The sequence below is a fragment of the Streptomyces sp. NBC_00663 genome, from assembly GCF_036226885.1.
Lineage (GTDB): Bacteria > Actinomycetota > Actinomycetes > Streptomycetales > Streptomycetaceae > Streptomyces.
Map to the genome: position 1 here is coordinate 154,584 of NZ_CP109027.1, position 24,181 is coordinate 178,764.

Sequence of the window (24,181 nt, forward strand, 5' to 3'; positions counted from 1 at the left end):
TATGCCTGACCTCTACACCTGAAATGACGGGATGCCCGGGGCCTCGAATAGACGGCCTTTTGACGCACTGGCGAAAGAAATATCGAAGGTCGCCCCGCCCGTGTCCGAGTCCGGCCCTGAAAGGAAACCCGCACACGATGAAGCCCCTCCGCCACTGGATCGACGGCAAGCCCCGAGAGGGTGCGTCCGAGCGCTACGGCGTCGTCCACAACCCCGCCACGGGTCACCCGGAGAAGCAGGTCCCGTTCGCCTCGGTCGACGAGGTGGACGCGGCGGTCCAGGCCGCCAAGGACGCGTTCGCCACCTGGGGCCGGTCCTCGCTGGCCAAGCGGACGACCATCCTGTTCAAGTTCCGGGCGCTGCTGGAGGCGAACCGGGACGCGATCGCCGAGCTGATCACCGCCGAGCACGGCAAGGTGCACAGCGACGCGCTGGGCGAGGTCGCGCGCGGCCTGGAGATCGTCGACCTGGCGTGCGGGATCACCGTGCAGCTGAAGGGCGAGCTGTCGACCGAGGTCGCCAGCCGTGTGGACGTCGCCTCGATCCGCCAGCCGCTCGGTGTCGTCGCCGGCATCACGCCGTTCAACTTCCCGGCGATGGTCCCGATGTGGATGTTCCCGATCGCCATCGCGACCGGCAACACCTTCGTGCTGAAGCCGTCCGAGAAGGACCCGTCGGCCTCCCTGAAGATCGCCGAGCTGCTGGCCGAGGCCGGTCTGCCCGACGGCGTCTTCAACGTCGTCCACGGCGACAAGGTGGCCGTCGACCGCCTCCTGGAGCACCCGGACGTCAAGGCCGTCTCCTTCGTCGGCTCGACCCCGATCGCCCGCTACATCCACACCACGGCCTCGGCGAACGGCAAGCGCGTCCAGGCCCTCGGCGGCGCCAAGAACCACATGCTGGTCCTCCCGGACGCCGACCTCGACGCGGCGGCGGACGCGGCCGTCTCGGCGGCCTACGGCTCCGCGGGCGAGCGCTGCATGGCCATCTCGGCCGTCGTCGCCGTCGGCTCCATCGGCGACGAGCTGGTGGACAAGATCCGTGAGCGCGCCGAGAAGATCAAGATCGGCCCCGGCAACGACCCGACCTCGGAGATGGGCCCGCTCATCACCAAGGTCCACCGCGACAAGGTGGCGTCCTACGTCACGGGTGCGGCGGCCGAGGGCTGCGAGGTCGTCCTGGACGGCTCCGGCTACACGGTCGAGGGCTTCGAGGACGGCCACTGGATCGGCATCTCGCTCCTCGACAAGGTGCCGACCACCGCGAAGGCCTACCAGGACGAGATCTTCGGCCCCGTCCTGACCGTCCTGCGCGTGGACACGTACGACGAGGGCATCGCGCTGATCAACGCCTCGCCCTTCGGCAACGGCACCGCGATCTTCACCCGGGACGGTGGCGCCGCCCGCCGCTTCCAGCTGGAGGTCGAGGCCGGCATGGTCGGCGTGAACGTCCCGATCCCGGTCCCCGTCGGCTACCACAGCTTCGGCGGCTGGAAGGACAGCCTCTTCGGCGACCACCACATCTACGGCAACGACGGCACCCACTTCTACACCCGCGGCAAGGTCGTCACGACCCGCTGGCCCGACCCGGCCGACGCCCCGGCGGGCGTGGACCTGGGCTTCCCCCGCAACCACTGACCATGCCCACACGCCGGAAAGCCGTCAGCGGTACGGCGGTGCTCGACATCGCCATCGACCGCGCGAGCCCGGTACCGCTGTACTACCAGTTCGCCCAACAGCTGGAGCAGGCCATCGAGCATGGCCTGCTCCTCCCGGGAGCGCTGCTCGGCAACGAGATCGACCTCGCCGAACGGCTCGGCCTGTCCCGGCCGACCGTCCGGCAGGGCATCAGAACACTGGTGGACAAAGGGCTGCTGGTACGACACCGCGGGGTCGGCACGCAAGTCGTCCACAACAAGTTCAAGCGCCAGCTGGAGCTCAGCAGTCTCTACGACGATCTCGAGAAGGTCAGCCGGAATCCGAGTACGCGGGTGGTGCGCAACGACGTCGTTCCCGCGTCCGCCGAAGTCGCCGAGGCCCTCGGTGTCAGGAAGGACGACAGCGTCGTCAGGCTGGAGCGAGTCCGATACGCCGACGGTGTGCCGGTGGCGCTCCTGCGCAACCACCTGCCGACCGGCCTGCTGCCGGACCTCGACGCGAGGCTGCTGGAGGCCACCGGGCTGTACCGGCTGCTGCGGGCGGCCGGCATCACCCTGCACAGCGCCCACCAGGCGATCGGCGCCCAGGCGGCGACCGCCGAGGAGGGCGGGTACCTCGGGGAGCCGGAGGGAGCCGCGCTGCTCACCATGCGGCGGACGGCGTACGACGCCGGCGGGGAGGCCGTGGAGTACGGCGCGCATCTGTACCACGCCGAGCGGTACGCGTTCGAGTTCCACCTGCTCACGCGGAGATAGGGGCCTCGTGCAGGAAGCAGGCATGCAGGAAGCAGGGGTGGTGGGGACGACCGTGGTCTCGTCCCCACCGCCCCTGCGGCTTTACCCCAGAAGCGCCGCGGCGCTTCGGTACGCCACTTCGGCGGCCTCCCGCACCGGCAGCGCGCGGTGCTCGTCGGAGAGGATCTCCACTCCCCAGGGGCCGGCCCAGCCGGCCGCACGGAGCGCGGCGATGATGCCCGGCAGGTCGAAGGAGCCCTCCCCGCACAGGCGACGGCGCCGGACGGTGTCCTCGAAGAGGGTGCCGACGACCTGGGCGTCGGCGTCGTCGAGCTCCACGCCCACGATGCGGGACCCGGGTACCTTCGCCAGTTCGGCGGGGGCGGTGCCGGCGCGCTCGGTGTGCCAGACGTCGATGATGAGGCCACCCGCCGGGTGCCCGGCCGACTCCACGAGCCGGAGACCGTCGTACACGGTCTTGAGGTTGGACCAGGGCAGGAACTCGACCCCGAGCCGGGCGCCCACGCCGTCGGCCTGTGCCGCCAGCGCGGCGAACTCCTTGGCCCAGACATCGGGGTTCCATGGCCGGTCCTCGACATCGGGGCCGACCTTGATGTGGCGTGCGCCGAGTGCCTCAGCGGCCGTCAGGACATAGCGCCGGGCGGCACCCGATGCGGTGTGCGCGGAGTCGCCGTTCCACCAGTCCGTGATGAACTCCAGCTCGACATGGCGGATCCCGTTGTCCTCGAAGATGGACCGGATGCCCGCGACCCCGTACGTGCGCTCGGCCTCCACCAGGTCCGGGTACAGCAGTCCGAAGCCCGTGAACCCGGCCGCGGCCGCGGCTTCCGCCCGTTCCCGCAGGCTCAACGGACTGCGCTCGTCGTCGCTTCCGGGGGTGGCGGCGCCTGCTGTGGTCCAGCAAGTCGCCAGCAAATCCTCAGTCGTCATTTTTCTGCAGCCCTTGATATTCCTGTGGCTTCGGAATGAGTAATTTCAATTCTGCAAGTCGGAGCCAAGTCGCCACGAAATTTATCGGCGCGACACACCTGCCGGTCAATCCCCGGGAAGCCATCAAAAACACATCATCCCGAGGTTTTCCGTCAAAGGATCTACCGAGGGCGGGGCTACCCGTGCGGTGAGCAGCCCCGCCCTCCCCGGGGAAATGGCTTGTATGCCGTCAGGCGGCGGCGCGCAGCACCGAGCGCAGATGCTCGGCGCTCGCCCACACGTCCTCGACCGGCCCCTTCGTCTTGGGTTCCTCGATGAGGATGGTGTCCTGTTCGAGGACATACCAGCCGTCGTATCCGCGGGCGCTGAGGTGGCTGACGATGGCCTGGACGTCGACGTCGCCAGCGCCGAGCGGGCGGTACATTCCTGCGCGCACGGCTTCGGTGTAGGTGAGACGGCCGGACTGGACCTTGGCGGCGAGGGCGGCGTCCACGTCCTTCATGTGGGTGTGGGCGATGCGCTCGGGAGCCTGCCGGGTCAGTTCGGCGGGGTCGGTGCCGCCGATGAGCAGGTGGCCGGTGTCGAGGCAGAGGGAGATCGCCGAGTCCTCCAGGACGCGGCGCACCTCGTCACCGTTCTCGATCATCGTGCCGACGTGCGGGTGCAGGACGGCACGTACCCCCCGCTCGGCGGCCAGCGCCGTCAGTCGGTCGAGGTTGGACAGCAGGAGCTTCCAGCCGTCGGCGTCGAGTTCGGGCCGGGAGTCGTAGCCGTCCTGGCCGGTGATGGCCGACAGGACGAGGACCTCCGCGTTCGAGGCGGTGTAGCTCTCCAGGAGCTGTTCCGTCTCGGGCAGCGGGTCGTGGCCGGGCACGTGCAGCAGCAGGGGGGTGAAGCCGCCGACGGCGTGCAGGTCGTGGTGGGCCAGGACCTGGGCCATGGCGTCCGGTGCGGCGGGCAGGAAGCCCTCGGGGCCGATCTCGGTGGCGGCCAGGCCGACCTCGCGCATCTCCTTCAGGACCCGTTCGGGCGTCAACTGGTAGCCCCATCCGGGTACTTCGCACACGCCCCAGGAGATGGGCGCGCCGGCGATCCTGTTCAGCGGTGAGGTGGTCATGCCGTGGCCTTTCGGAGGTGGTAGTCGGGGTCGGCGACCGCGGCCGGCGGGCGGTCGGCGAGGACGTCGGCGACGCCGCGCGCCGCGTCGACGAAGGTCAGCGTCATCGCCCGGCGGGTCATGCCCATCAGGTGCGGGGTGAGGACGACGTTCGGGTGGTCGAAGAGCGGGTGGTAGAGGGCCGGTTCGGGGTCGAACACATCCAGGCCGACGCCGGACAGCCGGCCCGTCTCCAGGGCGGCCAGGGTGGCGTCGAGGTCGAGCAGGCCACCCCGGCCGCAGTTGACGAGGATCGCTCCCTGCTTGACGCGGGCCAGCAGGTGCTCGTCCACGAGGTGCCTGGTGCCCTCGGTGAGCGGGGTGTGCAGGGTCAGGACGTCACCGGCCGCGACGAGTTCGTCCAGATCGGCGCAGGCGACATCGGACGGCGGCGGGCTGAACGGGTCGTACGCGAGCGTCCGCATGCCGAAGACGGCGGCGAGTTCGCCCACCCGGCGGCCGATGCGGCCGTAGCCGACGATCCCCATCGTGGCGCCGTCCAGGTCGCCGACCGGCAGGCCGGCGCGTTCGGCCCAGCGGCCCTCGCGCACCAGCTCGGTCAGCGGATTGAGCCGCTTGGTCAGATGCAGCGCCATGGCGAGGACGCCCTCGGCCACAGCCCGGCTGCCGCTGTTGGGGGTGACGACGACGGGGATCCCGCGCGCGGAGGCCGCCGTCACGTCGACCAGGTCGACACCCACCCCGGTGCGGGCGATGACCCGCAGCCGGGGCATCCGCGCGAGCAGGTCCGCGTCGACGTGCCGGTCCGCTCGGACGATGGCGCCCTCGGCGACCGCGAGTTCGTCGGGCGTGGGGTCGGTGACGAAGGTGACCCGCTCGCCGAGGACGGGGGCCACCGTGTCGGCGTCGACAGGACCGAGGGCCACGACGACATGCTGGGCAGCCATGCGATCAACTCCGCGCCGAGTGACCGAAGTTCGCGCCGTCCACGGCTGGAACCGGTTGCCACGAACCGCTCTGTGCGGAGGCCGCGGCGGCTGCGATCACCTCGGCGACGGCGTGCGCGTCCTCGATCGTCGAGTTGTGGTGCTCGACGCCGGCCACGGCGGCCAGGAACTTCTTGGCCTCGATGACCTTCAGGTCGTCGTAGCCCATGCTGTTGCCGGGGCCGGGCTGGAAGCTGGCGTAGTCGCCCATGTGGCCGTTGCCGAGCACCGTGGTGTAGCCCTGGTGGGGGCCGCTGCGGTCGAGGGCGACGCGCAGTTCGTTCATGCGCTCGAAGTTCCAGGTGACCGAGCCGTCGGTGCCGTAGATCTCGAAGCCGATGCCGCACTGCGGGCCGACGATGATCCGTGACGCCTCCAGCGTGCCGACGGCTCCCCCGCTGAAACGGACGAGAGCGGCGGTGTAGTCGTCGTTCTCGACCTCCGCCATCTCACCGTCCTCGATCACCGCGAAGTGCGTGCCCGAGCCCATGGGCAGCAGCGGGCGCTCGGTGTAGACGGTGCTGGTGAGCGCGGAGACCTCGTCGATCGGGGCCACGACGTAGCTGACGAGGTCCACGACGTGGCTCATCAGGTCGCCGAGCGCGCCGTGTCCGGCCAGGTCCCGCTTGAAACGCCAGGACAGGGCGCCCTTGGGCTCGGAGGCGTAGCCAGAGAAGAACGTGGCGCGCACGTTGGTGATACGGCCGAGCCTGCCCTCGGCGATGAGCTGGCGTGCGCGCTCGACGGCGGGGGCGTGCCGGTAGTTGTAGCCGATGGAGGTGACCACGTCGGCGGCGCGGGCCGCGGCGGCGACCTCGGCGGTCTCCTCGGCGCTGCGTCCGACGGGCTTCTCGATCCAGAACGGCTTGCCTGCCTTGGCGGCGGCGATGCCTATCTCGTGGTGGAGGATGTTGGGCGCGCAGATCGAGACGACCTCGACGTCCGGGTCGTCGAGAACGGCACGGTAGTCGGTGGATACCTTCTCGTAGCCGAGGACGTCACGGGCGTAGGCGGCCCGGTCCTCGGCCGTGTCGGCGGCGTGCACGAGGCGGGGCTTGATGCCCAGCTCGGGGTAGACGGAGGGCAGCGCCTGGTAGGCGCGGCTGTGCAGCTTGCCCATCCAGCCGACGCTGATGAGCCCGACGCCTATCTCGCGTGCGGCGCCCGGGGTGGTGGGGGTCATCTGTGTCTCCTGAGGGGGTTCTAGGCCCGGGCTCGGTCGAGCGCGCTGGACAGAGCGGCGGCGAGCAGGGTGGAGTCGGAGCCGATGCCGATGAAGGTCCATCCCTCGGCCCGCTTCGCGGCCGCGGCGGCGCCGTCGTTGACGAGGAGGCCGCACGCCTTGCCGTGGTCGGCGGCGGCCTTACGGACGCGCTCCAGCGCCTGCTGGTAGACGGCGGCGCCGAACTCGCCGGGCACGCCGAGGTCGTGGCTGAGGTCGCGGGGGCCGACGAACAGCACGTCGGCTCCGTCAAGGGCCGCGATGGCCTCGACCTCGTTCAGCGCGGCGGCCGACTCGATCTGGACCACGCCGAGGATCTCCCCCGCACGGTCCAGGGCTTCGGGGTCGAGGGCGAAACGGCAGGACCGGTTGTAGGTGGCCACACCCCGGTCCCCCGCGGGCGGGTACCTCAAGTGCCGGATGGCTTCCTCGACCTCGGCCGCCGTGTCGAGGCGCGGCAGCATGACTCCGGCGACGCCCTGGTCGAGGGCGCGGCCGATGCGGATGCGGGCCGCGGACTCGACGCGTACGACGGTCGGCACCCCGTAGGCAGCGGCGGCGGGGACGGTCGTACGGAGCTGCTCCTCGCCTCCGGCGCCGTGTTCGAGGTCGAGCAGCACCCAGTCGGCTCCGGCGGCGGCGCAGACCTCGGCCGAGACCGGGGAGGCGAGGCCGATGAAGGTGCCGAGGGTGGCCTCACCGGCGGCGAGGCGGCGGCGCAGGCGGCCGAAGTCCAACGGTGAGTTGTTCATCCGTACCACCTCTGGGAAGCGAGACCCTCTTCGTACTCACGGCGCAGCTGGGCGACCGTTTCCTGCTCGGAGACCTCGGCCGGGGCCACGTCCCACCACACGCCCGCGCCGGGGAGGTCGGCGTGCGGGATCACGGGGACGACGAGGACGACGGGCCCGGCGTGGTCGCGGGTGTCGGCCAGGGCGGCGCGCACCTCGTCGGCGGTGGTGGCGCGGAGCGCGCGGGCGCCGAGGCCCTCCGCCGTCTTGACGAGGTCGACCTGGAGGTAGTCGCCCTCCAGCCGGGCGGGCTTGTGCGAACCGATCTCCAGGCTGCCGTCCCGGTAACGGAACTCGTTGCCGAACTCCCGGCCGTTGCGGCCCATCTGGAGGCGGTGGATGACCTGGTAGCCGTGGTTCTCCGGGATCACGATGGTGAGCGGGAGCCGTTCCTGGGCGGCCGTGACCAGCTCGGTCGGCGCCATGAGGAAGGTGCCGTCGCCCAGCAGGGACAGCACCCGCTTCGACGCGTCCGGCGCGGCGAGGCGGACACCGATCGCGGCGGGCAGTTCGTAGCCCATGCAGGAGAAGCCGAACTCCAGGTGCGCGAGGCGGCCTTCGGTGGCGTCCCACACCTTCTGGAGGTCGCCGGGCGGACCGCCGGCGGCGGCGATGATCGTGTCGCCGGACTGCGCGTGCTCCTGGAGCAGACCGATCAACTGGCCCTGGGTGAGCAGCGCGTCGGTGTCGCTGACGACGTCGGGATCGGCGGTGGAGTGGTCGAAGGGGGTGTCTGGGTCGAGGGCGGCGGTCCGCAGCGCCTGCCACCGCGCGTCCAGCTCGCGCACCTTCTCCTGCCAACCGGCCGACGTGGTCGTGCCGTTGGCGCGTACGGCGTCGGTCAGCGCGGCGAGTGCCCGCTTGGCGTCGGCGACGATGCCGGTGGCACCCAGGCGGTCCGCGTCGTGCACGTTGACGTTGATGCTCGCGAAGCGCACGTCCGGGTTCTCGAAGATCGAGTGCGAGGCGGTCGCGAAGTCCGTCAGGCGCGAGCCCACGGTGAGTACGAAGTCGGCCTCCCGGGCGAGCGCGTTGACGGCCTGGGTGCCTTCCAGACCTATGCCACCGAGTCCCCACCAGGCGCGACGCTGGACGGCGCCCTTGCCCGCGAAGGTTTCGGCGACCGGGATGCCGGCCGCGTCGGCCAGCGCCTCCAACTCCTCGGTGGCACCGGAGTACACGACCCCGCCACCGGCGATGATCAGCGGCTTCTCCGCCTCGGCGAGCATCCGCGCCACCACGGCGACCTCGTCGGCGTCCGGCGCCGGTCGACGGATCGTCCAGTCGCGCTCGGCGAAGAACTCCACCGGATAGTCGTACGCGTGGGACTGGATGTCCTGCGGCAGGGAGACGACGACCGCGCCCGTGTCCACGTCGGTCAGCGCCCGCATCGCCGCGGGCAGCGCGGTCAGCAGTTGCTCGGGCCGGGTGATGCGGTCGAAGAAGCGGGAGACGGGCCGGAAGGCGTCGTTGACCGAGGTGTCGGCCTCGATGGGGTGCTGCAACTGCTGGAGCACGGGCCCCTGGTGGCGGGTCGCGTAGGTGTCGCCCGGCAGCAGCAGGACGGGCAGCCGGTTGACGGTGGCGAGGCCCGCGCCGGTCACCATGTTCAGGGCGCCGGGCCCGATGGAGGCGGTCACGGCGAGGGTGGAGTGCCGCCTGTTCGCCTTGCCGTAGGCGGTCGCGATGTGGACGAGGGCCTGCTCGTTGCGCCCCTGGATGAAGGGGAGTTCGTCGCTGAGCTGGTCCAGGGCCTGGCCGAGGCCGGCCACGTTGCCGTGGCCGAAGATGCCGAGCGCGGCGGGGATGAGGCGGCGGCGGTGGCCGTCGGCCACGGAGTACTGCCGGGAGAGGTAGGTGACGACGGCCTGGGCGACGGTGAGGCGCACCGTGCGCTGCGGGGTCGGGTCAGTCATGAGTCGGCTCCGATGCGAAGGAGTGCGGCGTCACCAGGGACGGCCGTGCAGAACGATGGTCTTGACCTCGGTCATCTCGCTGACCGCGGCGCGGGGGCCTTCCTTGCCGTAGCCGCTGCCCTTGAGGCCGCCGTACGGCATCAGGTCGGCGCGCCACAGGGGCGTCCAGTTGATGTGGACGGACCCGGCGTCGATCTCCCGGATGGCCCGCACCGCGCCGGCGATGTCGGAGGTGAAGATGCCGGCGCCGAGGCCGTAGGCGGTGCCGTTGGCCTGGGCGATGGCGGACTCCCAGTCGTCCGCCGAGCTGACGGCGACGGCGGGACCGAACAACTCCGTCTGGCTGAAGGCGGATCGGGGGTCGACGTCGGCGACGACGGCCGGCTGCACCACGGCACCGTCGCGCTCACCGCCGGTCAGGACTCGCGCCCCGTCCGCGGTGGCCTGGGCGATGGCCCGCTCGACGCGCTCCGCCTCGGTGGCCGTGATGAGGGCGCCCATCGTGGTGTCCGGGGAGGAGGGGTCGCCGGTGCGGATGGCCCGGACCTTGGGGACGAGGGCGTCCAGGAAGTCGCCGGTCACGGCGGGATGGGTGATCACACGCTGGACAGAGATGCAGACCTGTCCGGCGTTGACGTACCCACCCGCCGCGACGGCGCTCGCGGCGGCCTCGATGTCGGCGTCGGGGAGGACTACGACCGGGCAGGAGGCGCCGAGTTCCAGGGACAGCTTCTTCACGCCCGCGACGCGGGAGATGTGCTCGCCGGTGGCCGTCGAGCCGGTGAAGGAGATCTTGCGGACGCGGGGGTCGGTGACCAGCGCGTCGCCGAGCACCGAGCCGGAGCCGACGAGCACGGAGAGCACGCCTTCGGGCAGGCCCGCGTCCACGAAACACTCGGCGAGTGCCAGGGCGGTCAGCGGGGTCGTGGTGGCCGGCTTGAGAACCACCGCGTTGCCCGCGGCCAGGGCCGGGGCGAGCTTGTGCAGGACCAGCAGCGCCGGGTAATTGAACGGAGTGATCGCCACGACGATCCCGCACGGCTGACGCAGCGTGAAGCCGATCTTGTCCTGCCCGGTGCCGCGGTTGGCGTCGAGCGGAAGGGTCTCGCCGTAGAGCTGCGTGCCTTCGAAGGCGGCGAGCCGGATCAGGTCGCCCGAGCGAGACGCTTCGCCGGTGGCCTCGGTGATGGTCTTGCCGGATTCCGCGCTGATGGTCTGCGCGATCTTCGGGGCCCGCTCGTCGGCGAGTTCCGCGGCGCGCAGCAGGATGCGCATCCGCTCATGCGCGGGTGTGCGGCGCCAGACCGCCGCGCCGTGTTCCGCCGCGGCGAGAGCCACCTCTACGTCTTCGGTTCCGGCGAGCGCCACGGTGCCCACCGTCGAACCGTCGAACGGCGACGTGACCTCCCGGGTCTGCGCGGTTCCCTTGGCCGCTTGCCAGCGACTACCGATCAGCAACTCCACGGGCGCCATTGCCCTCTCCCTTCAGGAAGCCGTCAAAAACACGGCCATGCTCTCGGCCAAGCCGTTTACGTGTCGGCAACGCTAGGTCGGGCGGGGAGGGGTTGCGAAGCCCTCGAATCCATCATTTCGCCATCATGGATGCCATCATTTATCCCTCATGGTGGAGGTCCGTCACCTCCCTGACCTACGGTCGCGACATGGATCGGAACACGGACACGTCGCAGAAGGAGCTCCGCTCCGTCGCCTTCATCGGTCTCGGCATCATGGGCGGCCCGATGGCGGCCAACCTCGTCCGGGCGGGCTACCGGGTCACCGGCTACAACCGCAGCCGGGCGGCCGTCGACCGGCTCGTCGAGGCAGGCGGTCACGCGGCGAGCAGCGTCGCGGAGGCGGTCGTCGACGCGGACGCCGTCATCACCATGCTCCCGGCCGACGCCGAGGTCACCGAGGTCGTCCTCGGCGTGGGCGGCGTACTGGAACACGCCCGGGCCGGAAGCCTGTTGATCGACATGAGCACCATCAGCCCGCGCACCGCCGTCGCGCTCGCCGAGGCGGCCCGCGAGCGCGGCGTACGAGTCCTCGACGCGCCCGTCTCCGGCGGAGAAGCGGGGGCCGTCGAAGCCACGCTGTCCATCATGGCCGGCGGCGACGCCATGGACTTCGAGCGGGCGGCTCCCCTCTTCCACGCCCTGGGCACCACCGTCGTGCACGTCGGCCCGCACGGCGTCGGCCAGACGGTGAAGGCCGCGAACCAGCTTGTCGTGGCCGTCAACATCCAGGCCCTGGCCGAGGCCGTCGTCTTCCTGGAGAAGGCGGGCGCCGACCTGCCGGCCGCGCTGACGGTCCTCGGCGGGGGCCTGGCCGGTTCCACCGTCCTGAACCGCAAGAAGGACACCATGCTGAACCGGGAGTTCACCGCCGGCTTCCGCATCGACCTCCACCACAAGGACCTGGGCATCGTCACCGACACGGCCCGCGACATCGGCGCGGTCCTGCCGGTGGGCGCCCTGGTCGCCCAACTCCTGTCGTCCTGCCGGGCGAACGGCGACGGCAGCCTGGATCACTCGGCGTTGCTGCGGGGTGTCGAGCGCCTCTCCGGTCGAGCACGGATCGACTGAGCCAGTCACGCGCCCGGCTCACGCGATGTCAGGAGGCGCAAAGTTGGCTGACACCGTCAGAGCGGTGAAGCGCCGGGACGGCTCAGCCGCGCAGTGAGTGCAGAAGGTCGCCGATCTTCGCCGCCACGGTCTCGGCCGCGCCCTGGGCGTAGGACGAGTCCATCGCCTCGTAGGTGATGCGAGCGTAACTGCGGGCCTCGGCCATGTTCTTCGCCCCGCCCTCGAACATCGACATCACGGCGGTGTGCGGGAACGGTGAGTGCTTCCTGATGCCCAGCGCGGTGTCGGTGGACAGCTCCGGTGAGACGCCGACGAACACGCCGTCACCGACCTGGAGCACCCAGATCGGCACGTCGGCCGTGCCGGTGGGCGTGAAGTCGTACGACGTCGTCGGCCCCGTGGGATGACCGGACGCCGTCGTCTGCACCGTCACGCTGCTCTTGAGGAAGCGCAGCGTCGAACTCCCGCTGCCGCCGGCCGTCTTGACGGTTTCGCTGACCCGCACGGCCTCGGTGCCCAGCCGTTCGCCCTGCACGGTCAGCAGCAGCCAGCCCGCGTCCTGGGCGTCGACCTGGGACCAGTTCCGGTCCTTGTCGATGGTGTAGCGCTTGGAGCGGAACGCCGGGGACTGGTCGCCGCAGGAGCCCACGAGGAAGAAGCCGACGACATCGCCGTCGTACTGCTTCTCCAGGTGCTGCACGGCGGCGCCCGCGAGGTCGGCCGTGATCGGCAGGTCACCGTTGGCCATGACCGACTCCATCATGACCGAGGACTGGACGCTGTAGTTCATGAGGACGGCGATCGGGTTTCCGTCCAGGTCGTCGACGCGGGTGACGCCGACGCTCTTGTCGGAGGTGCCCGCCTCGCCGGTGCCCAGCCACCAGCCGTCCGCCGTGCGGACGTCGCGGTTGACGTTCACGTCGCACGTGCCGGTCCCGTAGCCGACCCGTGCGGAGCGCAGGCCCTTCACGGCGGCCGCGATCGCGGTCGAGGTGGCCTGCTCGATCTGCTGGACGTACCGCGCGGCCCCTGCGCTGCTGGAGGCCGCCTGCACATGCGGGGCGGAGAACGTGTGCGTCACCGTGACCATGATGTCGGCGGTCGCCACGCCGGCCGCCTTCGAGATGACCGACCGCATCGCGGCGATCGCCTCCGCGCTGATCGACGTCAGGTCCAGCACGGCGAGGACGACCCTGCGTGAGCCGCTTTCCAGCAGAAGGGTCCGCACGTAGAGGTCGTCATGGACGGTGGTGAAGTTGTCGAGCGGCAGAAGGGAGGCCGGGATGTCGATCGCGGCCCGGCCGGCCCCCGCCTTCAGGCCCGTCGCGGCCGCATGTGCGTCTGCCGCCGACGCCTGGGCGGCGGAGCCGACCCCGAGCGTCGCGGCCGTCACGGCTGCCGCGACGGAGCCGTTGAGGAACGACCTCCGATGCAGTGTGCTGCCCTGTCGATTTCCCTCGTCCTCGTTCTCACCCACGGAAAGCAGACTTTTATCCCGCATTTCATTCCCATTTCGCGTGACGGCCGCATGACGAAAAGCACAAAACGCGAGGACCGTGACACCGGTCTCGGCGAGCGTCAACAGGCACGGCACGCCATCTAAGGTTGCACACTGCGACACCCTGGAGATGACCAGGGAACCTCTCCACCAGCTGTGAAGAGCACGCCTTTTTCTCATCAAATCCATGACGTGGCCGGATACCTTGCGGCAGCGACTCATCCCCCACGAAGGAGTTCGAATTGATGGACAGGCGAACGCTCATTGCCGGGTCTGCGGCCGCCGGCGGCGTGGCCATGCTCGGCAGCGTGGCCTACGGCGCGACCTCCGACCCAAAGGAGTCGAATTCGAGAAACGGGGCAACCGGTGAGGTCACCGCGATCACGAAGGTCTTCGGTGACGGCCAGAAGCTGGTAGCGGTCGCGGTCGAGTACGACAGCGACATCGACGACTCCGCCCTGTCGACGGACACGTTCACGGTCACCGGGCGCACCGTCACCAAGGTCTACGCGAACAGGGCGGCGGCTCTGGCCGACCGGGGCAGGGACGGTCGCTATGTGATCGTCGAGCTCTCGCCCGACGACGAGGCGGCGGCACTGTGGGTGACCCAGCAGGGCTCGGGCGGCGGGTCCTCCGCCTCGCCCAGCCCGACGAGCAGCGCCTCCAGCGGTTCGGGCGATGCCGGCGGCGGCGTCGGAGCGGGCGGACCGAAGGTCGGTGACAGCACGCCGGGCGGGACCATAGTCGCGGCCGAGGCCACGCTGACCCAGAAGGGCACCGTCACCACCACCCGCGGTACCCGCTACCCGGCCGGCGACGCCACGCTGACCACCAGCTCGGTGGTGAACCTGATCGTCGACGACTTCAAGCAGTTCACGTACGACGACCCCGCGACCGGACAGACTCTGAAGTACAACCTCTTCGTGCCGAAGGACTACAACCCGCGCAAGCGCTACCCGCTGGTGCTGTTCATGCACGACGCGAGCGTGGTCAACGTCGCGACGGAAGGCCCGCTGGTGCAGGGTCTCGGCGCCGTGTGCTGGGCCAGTGACGCGGACCAGGCACGGCACGAGTCCTTCGTCCTGGCGCCCGAGTACGGCTCGGTCGTGGTCGACGACACCTACGAGCCGTCGACCCTGTTCGACGCCACCGCGAACCTCGTCGAGGCGGTGACGAAGAAGTACAGCATCGACCCCAAGCGGCGCTACACGACCGGTCAGTCGATGGGCGCGATGATGTCGCTGGGTCTGAACATCAAGTACCCCGACCTCTTCGCGGCGGCGTACATCGTCGCCGGGCAGTGGCCCTCGGACGTGGCCGCGCCGCTCGCCGACAAGAAGCTGTGGATCGTCGTCTCCCAGGACGACGACAAGTCCTACTCCGGCGAGAACGCCATCACCAAGGTCATCGCGGCCGAGGGAACGAAGGTCGGCACCGCCGTGTGGGACGGCCAGTCCACCGCGGCGCAGTTCGCGGCGGACGTCCGCACCCTGGAGAAGCAGAAGGCCCCGGTCAACTACGCCTCCTTCCAGACCGGTACGACCGTCGAGTCCGGCTCCTCCACCAGCGCGCACATGGGAACGTGGCGCATCGCCTACACGATCCCGGGCATCCGCGACTGGATCATGCGGCAGTCCCTGTAGGCCCCTTCCCGGCTACGGGACGGAGACGTCGGTGCGCCGCCGGTCCGGCTTGAACGGCAGCGCGGCCACCGTCGCCCTCACCTCACGCTGCGCTGTCCCGGGCCTGCCCCACAGCACCGCGACCTCCGTGCCGGGCGCCGCGTGGGCCCGGTCGACCACACAGAGGGAGATGGTCGAGCGCAGGTTCACACTGACCGTCCTGCCGGTGGAGACCCCCACGCGCCGGCCGTCGGCCAGGACCTGGTCGAAGACCGGGCCACGGCTGCGGGGCACCTCCATCGGGTCGGGCAGCACGCCTTCACCGAGCGGCGCGGAAAGGATGGCGGCCACGTCAGTGGTGTTCCACCGCAGGCCCACGAGCGTCCTGGGCGGTTCCCCGTGGGCGGCATCGGCGGCCAGCGCGTCACGGCCCAGGAAGTCGCGCGCGGGTAGGCCCTTGCGGAACCCCCAGCCGAGCTCGCCCGGCTTGCGGAAGTAGTCGGTGACCCCGTTCTCCGGTACGAAGCTGCCTCCGGGGGTTCCCCTCCTGAACTGCCTGGGCGCGCCCGGAGTCAGGAGGGAAGCCGGCAGGTAGTCGAGGCCGTTCGTGGCGATACCGGCCTCGATGTGCTGCACCGGCTGGGACCGCAGGCCCAGTTGACGGATGCCGAGCGGTCGGCCGCTGTCGACCGCGGCCGACCAGATCGCGTTGGCGTGTTCAGCCGGTCCGTGCAGCTCGTATCCCAGCTCGCCCGAGATTCCGGTGCGCAGAACCCGCACCGGTACTCCGCCGATCCGCGACATCCGGCTGCGGCTGAAGGCGATGTCGCGCAGGTTTTCCCCCGTCAGCCTCTCCAGCGCGTCCAGGGCCGCCGGCCCCTGGATGCCGAAGATGAACCGCTCCGGGCTGACGTCCTCGACCTCCACGTCCCAACTGCCCTGGCTCAGCTGCCAGATGAGCCAATCGCCGCTCCCGGCCGTGTACAGGAACTCCTCCTCACCGAGGCGGCACAGGACCCCCTCGGAGGCCACCCAGCCGTTCTCGTCGAGCTGCACATGGTGCTTGATCTGTCCGAGCTCGAAGCGGGACAGATCCCGCATGCCGAGCCAAGCGAGGAAGTCCAGTGCCTGGCTCCCCCGTACGACGACCTTGTGCAACGACGACCAGTCACCGATGTAGCAGGAGGTGACGTGGGCGGCGCTCTCCTCGACCCAGTCGCTGTATTCGAGAGGCAGCAGGGTCTGGGCGAAGTGGCCGTAGCCACCCAGGGTGTTGCTCTCGTCCTGGGCTGCCGCTGCCGGGCTGAAGTACGCGGGCCGCTGTGCGACGAACGGGGCGTCCTTCAGCCGCAGGACCACTTCGTAGGTACGACGCTGCATCTCTGCGATGTCCACGGGGATCCTCCTGCTCATCGGCTCTTCCGGCTGCTTCGACCTCCTCCGGCCGCGACATGGGCACGCGGCACCCGCCGACGACGTCGGGCGGGGCCATATGGGAGGGGAAGAAGCGTCCTGACCGTCTGCACCGTGCAGACCCGCCTTCGCTGGTCCGGTCACGAAGACGCACTAAATCGTTTAAGCGGAGACCGTAGCAGACGTCCGCGGCGACGGTGACGCTGCGACGAGCTCGGGGTGCCCTGCGGCAGTCCTACGCGGTCACGCCGGCGCACGGACGACGATCCGGCCGACCACGGCACCCCAGGTCACGCAGGGCGGTCAGGGCGCGCAGCGCGATGTCGTCGTCGAAGGACGCCAGCGTCGTCGTCGAAGGACGCCAGCGCGGTCACGTCCGCGTAGGCCGCCGGGAACACCTCGACCGCGGCCGCGCCCGCCTCCCGGGGCCGCGGTACGACGAACCGCCTCAGGGACGGAGGCCCTCGCCGCCAGGAAACTTCCCGGGTGAATCCGAGCCGGGCCTCGGTGAGCGGGAAGTCGTGGTCGGGCATCGCCGGCGGTCCTCGTGGGCCGGGACGCACTGCTGAACGCCAGGGAAGAACCCCTGCGCAGCAAGGGCACCCTGGTCCTCGACCAGGACGACGTCCGGACAGTCATCGGGCAGGGCGCGGATCCCGGTTTCGTCCTCTCTTGTGCCCGGCACCGAGTGGAGACCGACGCGGGGCTGGTCGGCGTCACCATGCAGAGCCCTCGATCGACCCGGTCGACGCCGTACGCAAAGCCGCACCGACGATGTCCGCGAAGTCGAACAGGCGAACCGGGGCCCACGATGCTGCAAACAAGCCATCACCCGAGACTCGTTCCGGCGCCCCCGGAAGAACGCCACACTCCACCCCTCGGTCCCCGCAACCTCTCCAATTTCCCTCAGTCAAAGCCCAGTTACGAATCTGATGTGACCTGCACCACGTCAGCCATCGGTCAGGCAACTGACCGGGTCGCGTCAAGATCCTCTGTTTGCATGTGCTCATCGAGGCTGATCCACGCCCCCCACGACCGAGGAGAGCCATGGCCGACACCCTGACCGGCGCCGCGCACGATGCGACCGCCGTCCCCGAGTTCCCCATGCCCCGCCAGTCCCGCTGCCCCTTCGACCCGCCGCCCGCGCTCAAGGAGCTGCAGAGCGAAGGGCCGCTGGTCAAGGTACGGCTGTGGGACGGCAGCGAGTCCTGGCTCGTGACCCGGTACGCCGAGCAGCGCGCCCTCCTCGGCGACCCGCGCGTCAGCGCCGACACCGACCGGCCCGGCTACCCGACCAAGGCCAGCGCCGAGGCCGGTGAGGGCAAGCTCAGCTTCATCATGATGGACGACCCCGAGCACGCCCGGCAGCGCCGGATGGTGACGGCGCCGTTCGCCGTCAAGAAAATCGAGGCACTGCGGCCGAAGGTGCAGAAGATCGTTGACGGCCTGATCGACGACCTGCTGGCCGGTCCGAAGCCGGTCGACCTCGTGGACGCGTTCGCGCTGCCCATCCCGTCGCTGGTGATCTGTGAACTGCTGGGCGTGCCGTACGAGGACCACGACCTGTTCCAGGAGAACACCAAGACAATGGTCCGTACGACCGCGACCCCCGAGGAACGGGGCGCGGCGACCCGGGAGATGGCCGGATACCTGGCCGGTCAGATCGGCAAGCGGATCACCGAACCGCAGGACGACATGCTCTCCGGCATCGCCGCCCGCATCACCGCCGGTGAGCTCACGCACCAGCAGGCGACCGAGATGGCCCTGCTCCTGCTGATCGCGGGTCACGAGACCACCGCGAACATGATCGCGCTCGGCACCCTCGCCCTCCTCCACCACCCCGACCAGCTCAAGTTGCTGCGCGAGACCGACGACCCGAAGCTCGTCGCCTCCGCGGTCGAGGAGCTCCTGCGCTATCTGCACATCACCCACCTGGGACGGCGGCGCGCGGTGACCGAGGACATCGAGATCGCGGGCCAGGTGATCAAGGCCGGCGAGGGCATCATCATGGCCAACGAGATCGGCAACCGCGACCCCGAGGTCTTCGACGATCCCGACCGCCTCGACCTCACCCGCGACGCCCGCCGCCATGTCGCCTTCGGCTTCGGCATCCACCAGTGCCTGGGCCAGCCGCTGGCCCGCATGGAGCTCCAGGTCGTCTACGGCACCCTCTACAAGCGCATCCCGACGCTGAAGGCGGCCGTCCCGCTGGACGACGTCCGCTTCAAGACCGACGCGTTCATCTACGGCGTCCACGAACTGCCCGTCTCCTGGTGACGGTTCCCCGTCTCGCAACCGAACGACAACCACGTATGAACACACGTATGGACAAGGGGAATCCCATGAAGGTGGAACTGGAAGCCGACAAGTGCGTCGCCTCGGGGCAGTGCGTCCTCGTCGCGATGGACGTCTTCGACCAGGACGACGACGGCATCGCGATCCTGCTCAAGCAGGAGATCGGTGACGACCTCCTCGACGACGTCAAGGAAGCCGTCGCGGTCTGCCCCGCCGCCGCGATCCGGCTGGTCGAGCAGTGAGGCGCATCGTCGTCGTCGGAGCCTCGGCCGCCGGACTCGCGGCGGCCGAGACGCTCCGCCGCGAGGGCTACGACGGCACGCTCACCCTCGTAGGCGACGAACCCCTCGCCCCGTACGACCGTCCGCCGCTCTCCAAGCAGCTGCTGTCCGGCGAGTGGCGGCCCGAGAAGCTCGACCTGCGCACCGCCGACGACCTGGCCGCTCTCGACCTCGATCTGCGTCTCGGCGTGGCCGCGATCGGCCTCCGACTCGCCGAGCGCACCGTGCGGTTGGCGGACGGCTCGACGGTGCCGTACGACGGACTGATCATCGCCACCGGCGTCCGGCCCCGCCGACTGCCCAGTGAGGGCGCGCATGTGCTGCGCACTCTCGACGACGCCCTGACCCTGCGCGACCGGCTCGGACCCGGGCGGCGGCTGGTCATCGTCGGGGCCGGGTTCCTCGGGGCCGAGGCGGCCGCCGTCGGCCGGCAGCTCGGCTGCGAGGTCACGCTCCTCGAACCCGCCCCGGTACCGCTGGCCCACGCCGTCGGCACGGACGTCGGCGAGATGCTGACCCGCGCCCATCTGGAACGTGGCGTGAACCTGCGCTGCGGGGTCACCGTGGCCGCGGTGACCGAGGACGGGGTGCGGCTCGCGGACGGTGAACTGGTCGAGGCCGACGAGGTGTTGGTGGCCATCGGGTCCATGCCCAACACCGAGTGGCTCGACGGCAGCGGCCTCTCCGTGGGCGACGGCGTGGTCTGCGACCAGTACTGCGAGGCCGCGCGGAACGTCTACGCGGCCGGCGACGTCGCCCGCTGGTACAACCCGCTGTTCGGGACGTCGATGCGGATCGAGCACCGCACCAACGCGGCCGAGCAGGGCATGGCGGCCGCCCGCAACCTGCTCAACTCCGAGGCGCGCAAGCCGTTCTCGCCGGTGCCCTACTTCTGGTCCGACCAGTACGACATGAAGATCCAGGCGTTCGGGTATCTGCGCGGCCACGACGAAGTGGCCGTGGTCGAGGGCGACTTGGCCGAACGGCGGTTCGTCGTCGCCTACCGCACCGGCGATCGGGTCAGTGGCGCCCTCGCGGTCGGCATGCCGCCCAAGGCGATCCGGCAGTGGCGGCAGGCCATCGCCACCGGAGCGAGCTGGGCCGAGGCCGTGCGCCCGGCCGTTCCCGCGGAGTCCTGACCTCCGTACGCCCCGCCTCTCAGTCCTTCCCCCCCACACGCAGAGGAGACAACGATGTCCACCCCAGCACCCCGCCACGAGGAACGTCTGCTCATCGGCGGAGAGCTCCGCGGAGCCACGGACAGCGGCACGTTCAAGGTGCTCAACCCGGCGGACGGCACCGTTCTGGGCAAGGTCGCCGACGCCGGGCCGGGCGACATGCTCGACGCGATCGGCGCCGCCCGGCGCGCGTTCGACGAGACGGACTGGGCCGCCGACCGGCAGCTGCGCAAGCGGGCCCTGACCCAGCTCCTCGACGCGCTGATCGAGGAGAAGGAGGAGCTGCGCGAGGAACTCATCGCCGAGGTCGGGGCGCCGCGCATGCTCACCTACGGTGCTCAACTGGAAGAGCCGCTGGAGAAGTTCCGGTGGCACATCGACCACATCGACGCGTTCGAGTGGGTGCGCCGGCTCGACGACGCCGTCAATCGGTTCAGCGGCGAGCCCAGCCAGCGGTGGGTGGTCAAGGAGCCCATCGGCGTCGTCGCCGCCATCGCCCCCTGGAACTTCCCCTTCGGCCTGCTGCTCGTCAAGCTCGCCGGGGCGCTCGCCGCCGGCAACACGGTCGTCGCCAAGCCGGCGCCCGAGACCCCGTGGAACGCCACCCGCATCGGCCGGATCGTCGCCGAGCGCACCGACATCCCGGCCGGCGTGGTCAACATCGTGACGACCAGCGACCGTGACACGGCCGAGCTCCTGGTGACCGACCCGCGCGTGGACATGGTGACGTTCACCGGCTCCACGGTCACCGGGCAGCGCGTCCTGGAGTGCGCAGCGCCGACGTTCAAGCGCACGATGCTGGAGCTCGGCGGCAAGAGCGCGTCGATCATCCTCGACGACGCGGACCTCGGCCAGGCCGTCCCGCAGGCGCTCGGCGCGCTCGCCCACTCGGGTCAGGGGTGTGCGCTGCCGACCCGGCTGCTCGTGCAGCGGGGGGTCTACGACGAGGTCGTCGCCGGCCTGACGCAGGCGTTCGCACAGGTGCCCTGGGGCGACCCGCAGGACCAGGGCACGATGGCCGGCCCGATCGTCTCCGCCCGCCAGCGCGACCGCGTCGCCGACTACATCCGCATCGGCCAGGAGGAAGGCGCCAGGCTCGCCGCCGGCGGCGGAGTCCCCGACCGGCCGGGGTTCTGGATCGAGCCGACCCTCTTCGTCGACGTCGACAACGACTCCACCCTCGCGCAGGAGGAGATCTTCGGGCCGGTGCTCGTCGTCACGCCGTTCGACACGGACGAGGACGCGATCCGGCTCGCCAACGCCAGCCGGTACGGCCTCTCCGGCTATGTCACCTCGGCCTCGACGGAACGCGCGCTGCGCATCGCCCGCGCGGTCCGCTCCGGCACCTTCATGATCAACGGCGGTTCGTTCTCCGGCGGGGACGCCCCGTTCGGCGGCTACAAGGCCAGCGGCATCGGCCGAGAGGGCGGCCGCGAGGGCTTCGAGGTCTTCACCGAGACCAAGACCATCGGGTCCGCGCTCCCGCTCCCGCTCGCCTGACGCGCCCCGACACATACCCACAGCAGTGAGAGGAACCGGGCACATGAACGACTACGTGCAGAACGACTACCTGCACTACGAGGGCAAGACCGCGGTCGTCACCGGCGCCGCCTCCGGCATCGGCCGGGCCACGGCACAACGGCTCGTCGAACTGGGCGCCGAGGTCCACGCCATCGACTACGCCCCCACCGAGCTCCCGGGGCTCGCCTCCGCGACCCAGGCGAACCTGGCGATACGCGAGGACATCGACCGGGCTTTCGCGGCGCTCCCCGAGCACATCGACACGTTCTTCGGCGTGGCCGGAGTCTCCGGACTCCAGCACGACTACAACACGACCCTGCTCATCAACTTCGGCGCCTACAAGTACCTCTCGAAGACGCACCTTGAGCCGCGGATGAGCGACGGCGGCGCCATCGCGTACGTGACCTCCGTGGGCGGTGTGAACTGGGAGCGCTACCAGGAGGAACTGGAAGAGCTGATCCAGGCCGACGGCTGGGACGCCATCGTCGAGACGATCGAAGGACTCGGACTCCAGGACCAGCCCGGGCCCGCCGCCTACGCCCTCTCCAAGCGGCTCCTCAATCTGTTCATGGCACACAGCGCCACCGAACTCGCGAGCCGCGGGATCCGGGTGAACGCCGTGCTCCCCACGAACACCGAGACCGGTCTGACGCCGGACTTCGCCGTGATGCGCGGCGGCCGCGACCTGCTGGAGGCCAACGCCGGCCTCAACAACCGGCTCGCCGTACCGGAGGAGATGGCGGACCCGCTCGTGTTCCTCAACTCGTATGCGGCGCGGTACATCTCCGGGCAGCCGCTCGTGGTCGACTTCGGCGCCCGCAATCTGCAACTCCTGGGCCGCAAGGAGGACCGGCTGGACTGCCCGCTCATCGCCGGCACGCAGACCGCCCGCGCCTGATCCCGATGAGGAGCGCAGTGAACGCGTCACACCCCGAAGAACCGTCCCCCGCGTCCCGCCGACAGGTGCTGAAGGTCCTCAGCGGCCTGCTCCTCGCCCTGTTCGTCTCGACCCTCAGCAGTACGGTGGTCTCCAGCGCCCTGCCGAAGATCATCGGGTCGGTGCACGGGTCGCAGACCCAGTACACGTGGGTCGTCACCGCGACCCTGCTCACCACGACGGCGACGACGCCGATCTGGGGCAAGCTCGCCGACCTGTTCAGCAAGAAGGCGCTCCTCCAGGCCTCCATCGTCATCTTCGTGCTCGGCACGCTGGCGTCCGGGATCAGCCAGACGGGCGGCGAGCTGATCGCCGCCCGGGCTCTCCAGGGCGTCGGCGTGGGAGGGTGCCAGGCGCTCGTCCAGATCGCCATCGCCGCCATCATCCCGCCCCGTGAGCGCGGCCGTTACAGCGCCTATCTGAGCGGCACCACCTCGACCTCGACCATCGGCGGGCCACTGCTCGGCGGTGTCATCGTCGACACCTCGTGGCTGGGCTGGCGGTGGTGCTTCTTCATCGCCGTCCCGCTCGCCGCCCTCGCGTTCCTCCTGCTCCAGCGGACGCTGAACCTTCCGGTCCTGCGCCGCGAGAACGTGCGGATCGACTATCTGGGCGCCACCCTGATCGCCGCCGGTGTCAGCGTCCTGCTCATCTGGGTGTCGTTCGTCGACAACTCCTTCGCCTGGGCCTCCTGGCAGACCGCCGCCATGGTGGCCGGCGGTCTGGCACTGCTGGCCGCGGCCGTATGGGTGGAGACGCGCGCCGCCGAGCCGGTCGTCCCGCTCGCCATCGTGCGGCAGCGCACCACGGTCCTGGCCATCGTCGGCAGCCTGGCGGTCGGCACCGCCATGTTCGGCGCCTCCGTGTTCCTCAGCCAGTACTTCCAGCTGAGCCGCGGCCGCACCCCGACCGAGGCCGGTCTGCTGACGATCCCGATGATGGCGGGCATCCTCATCGCCTCCATCACCGGCGGCCGGATGCTCAGCCGGACCGGGAAGGTCAAGCCGTTCCTCATCACCGGCGCCGTCCTCCTCACCGTCGGATCCGCGGGACTCGGCACCATCGATCACACGACGCCCCTGGCCTTCCTGGGCGTGTCGATGCTGTGCGTCGGGATGGGTGTCGGCCTGACCCTGCAGAACTTCATCCTCGCCGTGCAGAACACCGTGCAGCTGAAGGACATCGGCTCGGCGAGCTCCACGGTGACGTTCTTCCGCTCCCTCGGCGGCACGGTGGGCGTCGCCGTCCTCGGCGCCGTCCTGGCCCGTCAGGTCGAGGGCCAGGTCGCGAGCGGGGTGGCCGTCAGCACCGCGTACGGCGACGCGACCGCCCATGTCTTCCTCCTCTCGACGGGCGCCGCCGTGCTCGCCGTCGTAGCCGCCGTCCTCCTCAAGCCGATCAATCTGCGCAGCAGCCTCGACCTGCCCGAGAAGACAACACAGCCCCAGCCCCACCAAGGCACAGCGACCACCAACTGAG

At 70.3% G+C, this 24,181-nt stretch carries 19 protein-coding genes; 10 read left to right on the top strand and 9 right to left on the bottom strand.

Annotated features, from left to right (window positions below; all coding sequences use genetic code 11):
- Positions 1-137 precede the first annotated feature (137 nt).
- Together OG866_RS00660 and OG866_RS00665 are read left to right on the top strand one after the other, a co-directional pair.
- Positions 138-1,637 (top strand): CoA-acylating methylmalonate-semialdehyde dehydrogenase, encoded by a 1,500-nt coding sequence (locus OG866_RS00660; RefSeq protein ID WP_329331285.1) that lies wholly within the window; start codon positions 138-140, stop codon positions 1,635-1,637.
- 2 nt (positions 1,638-1,639) lie between these two features.
- Positions 1,640-2,413 (top strand): GntR family transcriptional regulator, encoded by a 774-nt coding sequence (locus OG866_RS00665; RefSeq protein ID WP_329331286.1) that lies wholly within the window; start codon positions 1,640-1,642, stop codon positions 2,411-2,413.
- Between the two features lie 81 nt (positions 2,414-2,494).
- Here the strand turns inward: OG866_RS00665 and OG866_RS00670 are convergent, their stop codons facing one another.
- From OG866_RS00670 to OG866_RS00700, 7 genes are all read right to left on the bottom strand, one after another.
- Positions 2,495-3,343 carry a sugar phosphate isomerase/epimerase family protein gene (locus tag OG866_RS00670; protein WP_329331287.1) on the bottom strand — a complete coding sequence of 283 codons (849 nt, stop codon included), beginning with the start codon at positions 3,341-3,343 and terminating at the stop codon, positions 2,495-2,497.
- 229 nt (positions 3,344-3,572) lie between these two features.
- A complete protein-coding gene (locus OG866_RS00675) occupies positions 3,573-4,460 on the bottom strand; it encodes a sugar phosphate isomerase/epimerase family protein (RefSeq protein ID WP_329331288.1) in 888 nt (295 codons plus the stop codon).
- Positions 4,457-5,407, bottom strand: coding sequence for an NAD(P)-dependent oxidoreductase (locus OG866_RS00680; protein WP_329331289.1), 951 nt, complete (start codon positions 5,405-5,407; stop codon positions 4,457-4,459). Before OG866_RS00680 ends, OG866_RS00675 begins: the two co-directional genes overlap by 4 nt.
- 4 nt (positions 5,408-5,411) lie before the next feature.
- Positions 5,412-6,629 (bottom strand): Gfo/Idh/MocA family protein, encoded by a 1,218-nt coding sequence (locus tag OG866_RS00685; RefSeq protein WP_329331290.1) that lies wholly within the window; start codon positions 6,627-6,629, stop codon positions 5,412-5,414.
- A 20-nt stretch (positions 6,630-6,649) separates the two neighbouring features.
- Positions 6,650-7,420, bottom strand: a complete 771-nt coding sequence (locus tag OG866_RS00690) for an HpcH/HpaI aldolase family protein (RefSeq protein ID WP_329331291.1) — start codon at positions 7,418-7,420, stop codon at positions 6,650-6,652.
- On the bottom strand, positions 7,417-9,375 hold the full coding sequence (gene iolD / locus OG866_RS00695; protein ID WP_329331292.1) for a 3D-(3,5/4)-trihydroxycyclohexane-1,2-dione acylhydrolase (decyclizing): 1,959 nt from the start codon (positions 9,373-9,375) through the stop codon (positions 7,417-7,419). Before iolD ends, OG866_RS00690 begins: the two co-directional genes overlap by 4 nt.
- 30 nt (positions 9,376-9,405) lie before the next feature.
- The gene (locus tag OG866_RS00700) at positions 9,406-10,848 is read right to left on the bottom strand and encodes an aldehyde dehydrogenase family protein (protein ID WP_329331293.1); all 1,443 of its coding nucleotides are present in this window, start codon (positions 10,846-10,848) and stop codon (positions 9,406-9,408) included.
- A 188-nt stretch (positions 10,849-11,036) separates the two neighbouring features.
- Between OG866_RS00700 and OG866_RS00705 the strand changes: the two genes are divergently transcribed.
- Entirely contained in the window at positions 11,037-11,957 is a 921-nt protein-coding gene (locus OG866_RS00705) for a 2-hydroxy-3-oxopropionate reductase (protein WP_329331294.1), read from the top strand.
- An 82-nt stretch (positions 11,958-12,039) separates the two neighbouring features.
- Here the strand turns inward: OG866_RS00705 and OG866_RS00710 are convergent, their stop codons facing one another.
- On the bottom strand, positions 12,040-13,434 hold the full coding sequence (locus tag OG866_RS00710) for a hypothetical protein (protein WP_329331295.1): 1,395 nt from the start codon (positions 13,432-13,434) through the stop codon (positions 12,040-12,042).
- Between the two features lie 266 nt (positions 13,435-13,700).
- Between OG866_RS00710 and OG866_RS00715 the strand changes: the two genes are divergently transcribed.
- Entirely contained in the window at positions 13,701-15,098 is a 1,398-nt protein-coding gene (locus tag OG866_RS00715) for an alpha/beta hydrolase-fold protein (RefSeq protein WP_329331296.1), read from the top strand.
- A 12-nt stretch (positions 15,099-15,110) separates the two neighbouring features.
- On the opposite strand, the gene OG866_RS00720 is transcribed toward OG866_RS00715, so the two are convergent.
- Positions 15,111-16,472 carry an aminomethyl transferase family protein gene (locus OG866_RS00720; protein WP_329331297.1) on the bottom strand — a complete coding sequence of 454 codons (1,362 nt, stop codon included), beginning with the start codon at positions 16,470-16,472 and terminating at the stop codon, positions 15,111-15,113.
- 1,065 nt (positions 16,473-17,537) lie between these two features.
- Between OG866_RS00720 and OG866_RS00725 the strand changes: the two genes are divergently transcribed.
- The 6 genes from OG866_RS00725 (at position 17,538) to OG866_RS00750 (ending at position 24,180) form a co-directional block, all read left to right on the top strand.
- On the top strand, positions 17,538-18,767 hold the full coding sequence (locus OG866_RS00725) for a cytochrome P450 (RefSeq protein ID WP_329331298.1): 1,230 nt from the start codon (positions 17,538-17,540) through the stop codon (positions 18,765-18,767).
- A 65-nt stretch (positions 18,768-18,832) separates the two neighbouring features.
- Complete coding sequence (locus tag OG866_RS00730; protein ID WP_329331299.1) at positions 18,833-19,027, top strand: ferredoxin; 195 nt, start codon at positions 18,833-18,835, stop codon at positions 19,025-19,027.
- The gene (locus tag OG866_RS00735; RefSeq protein ID WP_329331300.1) at positions 19,024-20,205 is read left to right on the top strand and encodes an NAD(P)/FAD-dependent oxidoreductase; all 1,182 of its coding nucleotides are present in this window, start codon (positions 19,024-19,026) and stop codon (positions 20,203-20,205) included. The genes OG866_RS00730 and OG866_RS00735 overlap by 4 nt, the downstream gene beginning before the upstream one ends.
- Before the next feature lie 54 nt (positions 20,206-20,259).
- A complete protein-coding gene (locus OG866_RS00740) occupies positions 20,260-21,744 on the top strand; it encodes an aldehyde dehydrogenase family protein (RefSeq protein WP_329331301.1) in 1,485 nt (494 codons plus the stop codon).
- Positions 21,745-21,787: 43 nt separating this feature from the next.
- Entirely contained in the window at positions 21,788-22,663 is an 876-nt protein-coding gene (locus OG866_RS00745; RefSeq protein WP_329331302.1) for an SDR family oxidoreductase, read from the top strand.
- Between the two features lie 5 nt (positions 22,664-22,668).
- Positions 22,669-24,180 carry an MFS transporter gene (locus OG866_RS00750; RefSeq protein ID WP_329331303.1) on the top strand — a complete coding sequence of 504 codons (1,512 nt, stop codon included), beginning with the start codon at positions 22,669-22,671 and terminating at the stop codon, positions 24,178-24,180.
- The last annotated feature ends 1 nt before the right edge of the window (position 24,181 follow it).

Excerpts from the sequence above, each read along its gene's own strand:
- OG866_RS00660 (WP_329331285.1), top strand. The coding sequence starts at position 138 with ATGAAGCCCCTCCGCCACTGGATCGACGGCAAGCCCCGAGAGGGTGCG.
- OG866_RS00665 (WP_329331286.1), top strand. The coding sequence starts at position 1,640 with ATGCCCACACGCCGGAAAGCCGTCAGCGGTACGGCGGTGCTCGACATC.
- OG866_RS00670 (WP_329331287.1), bottom strand. The coding sequence starts at position 3,343 with ATGACGACTGAGGATTTGCTGGCGACTTGCTGGACCACAGCAGGCGCC.
- OG866_RS00675 (WP_329331288.1), bottom strand. The coding sequence starts at position 4,460 with ATGACCACCTCACCGCTGAACAGGATCGCCGGCGCGCCCATCTCCTGG.
- OG866_RS00680 (WP_329331289.1), bottom strand. The coding sequence starts at position 5,407 with ATGGCTGCCCAGCATGTCGTCGTGGCCCTCGGTCCTGTCGACGCCGAC.
- OG866_RS00685 (WP_329331290.1), bottom strand. The coding sequence starts at position 6,629 with ATGACCCCCACCACCCCGGGCGCCGCACGCGAGATAGGCGTCGGGCTC.
- OG866_RS00690 (WP_329331291.1), bottom strand. The coding sequence starts at position 7,420 with ATGAACAACTCACCGTTGGACTTCGGCCGCCTGCGCCGCCGCCTCGCC.
- iolD (WP_329331292.1), bottom strand. The coding sequence starts at position 9,375 with ATGACTGACCCGACCCCGCAGCGCACGGTGCGCCTCACCGTCGCCCAG.
- OG866_RS00700 (WP_329331293.1), bottom strand. The coding sequence starts at position 10,848 with ATGGCGCCCGTGGAGTTGCTGATCGGTAGTCGCTGGCAAGCGGCCAAG.
- OG866_RS00705 (WP_329331294.1), top strand. The coding sequence starts at position 11,037 with ATGGATCGGAACACGGACACGTCGCAGAAGGAGCTCCGCTCCGTCGCC.
- OG866_RS00715 (WP_329331296.1), top strand. The coding sequence starts at position 13,701 with ATGGACAGGCGAACGCTCATTGCCGGGTCTGCGGCCGCCGGCGGCGTG.
- OG866_RS00725 (WP_329331298.1), top strand. The coding sequence starts at position 17,538 with ATGGCCGACACCCTGACCGGCGCCGCGCACGATGCGACCGCCGTCCCC.
- OG866_RS00730 (WP_329331299.1), top strand. The coding sequence starts at position 18,833 with ATGAAGGTGGAACTGGAAGCCGACAAGTGCGTCGCCTCGGGGCAGTGC.
- OG866_RS00740 (WP_329331301.1), top strand. The coding sequence starts at position 20,260 with ATGTCCACCCCAGCACCCCGCCACGAGGAACGTCTGCTCATCGGCGGA.
- OG866_RS00745 (WP_329331302.1), top strand. The coding sequence starts at position 21,788 with ATGAACGACTACGTGCAGAACGACTACCTGCACTACGAGGGCAAGACC.
- OG866_RS00750 (WP_329331303.1), top strand. The coding sequence starts at position 22,669 with ATGAGGAGCGCAGTGAACGCGTCACACCCCGAAGAACCGTCCCCCGCG.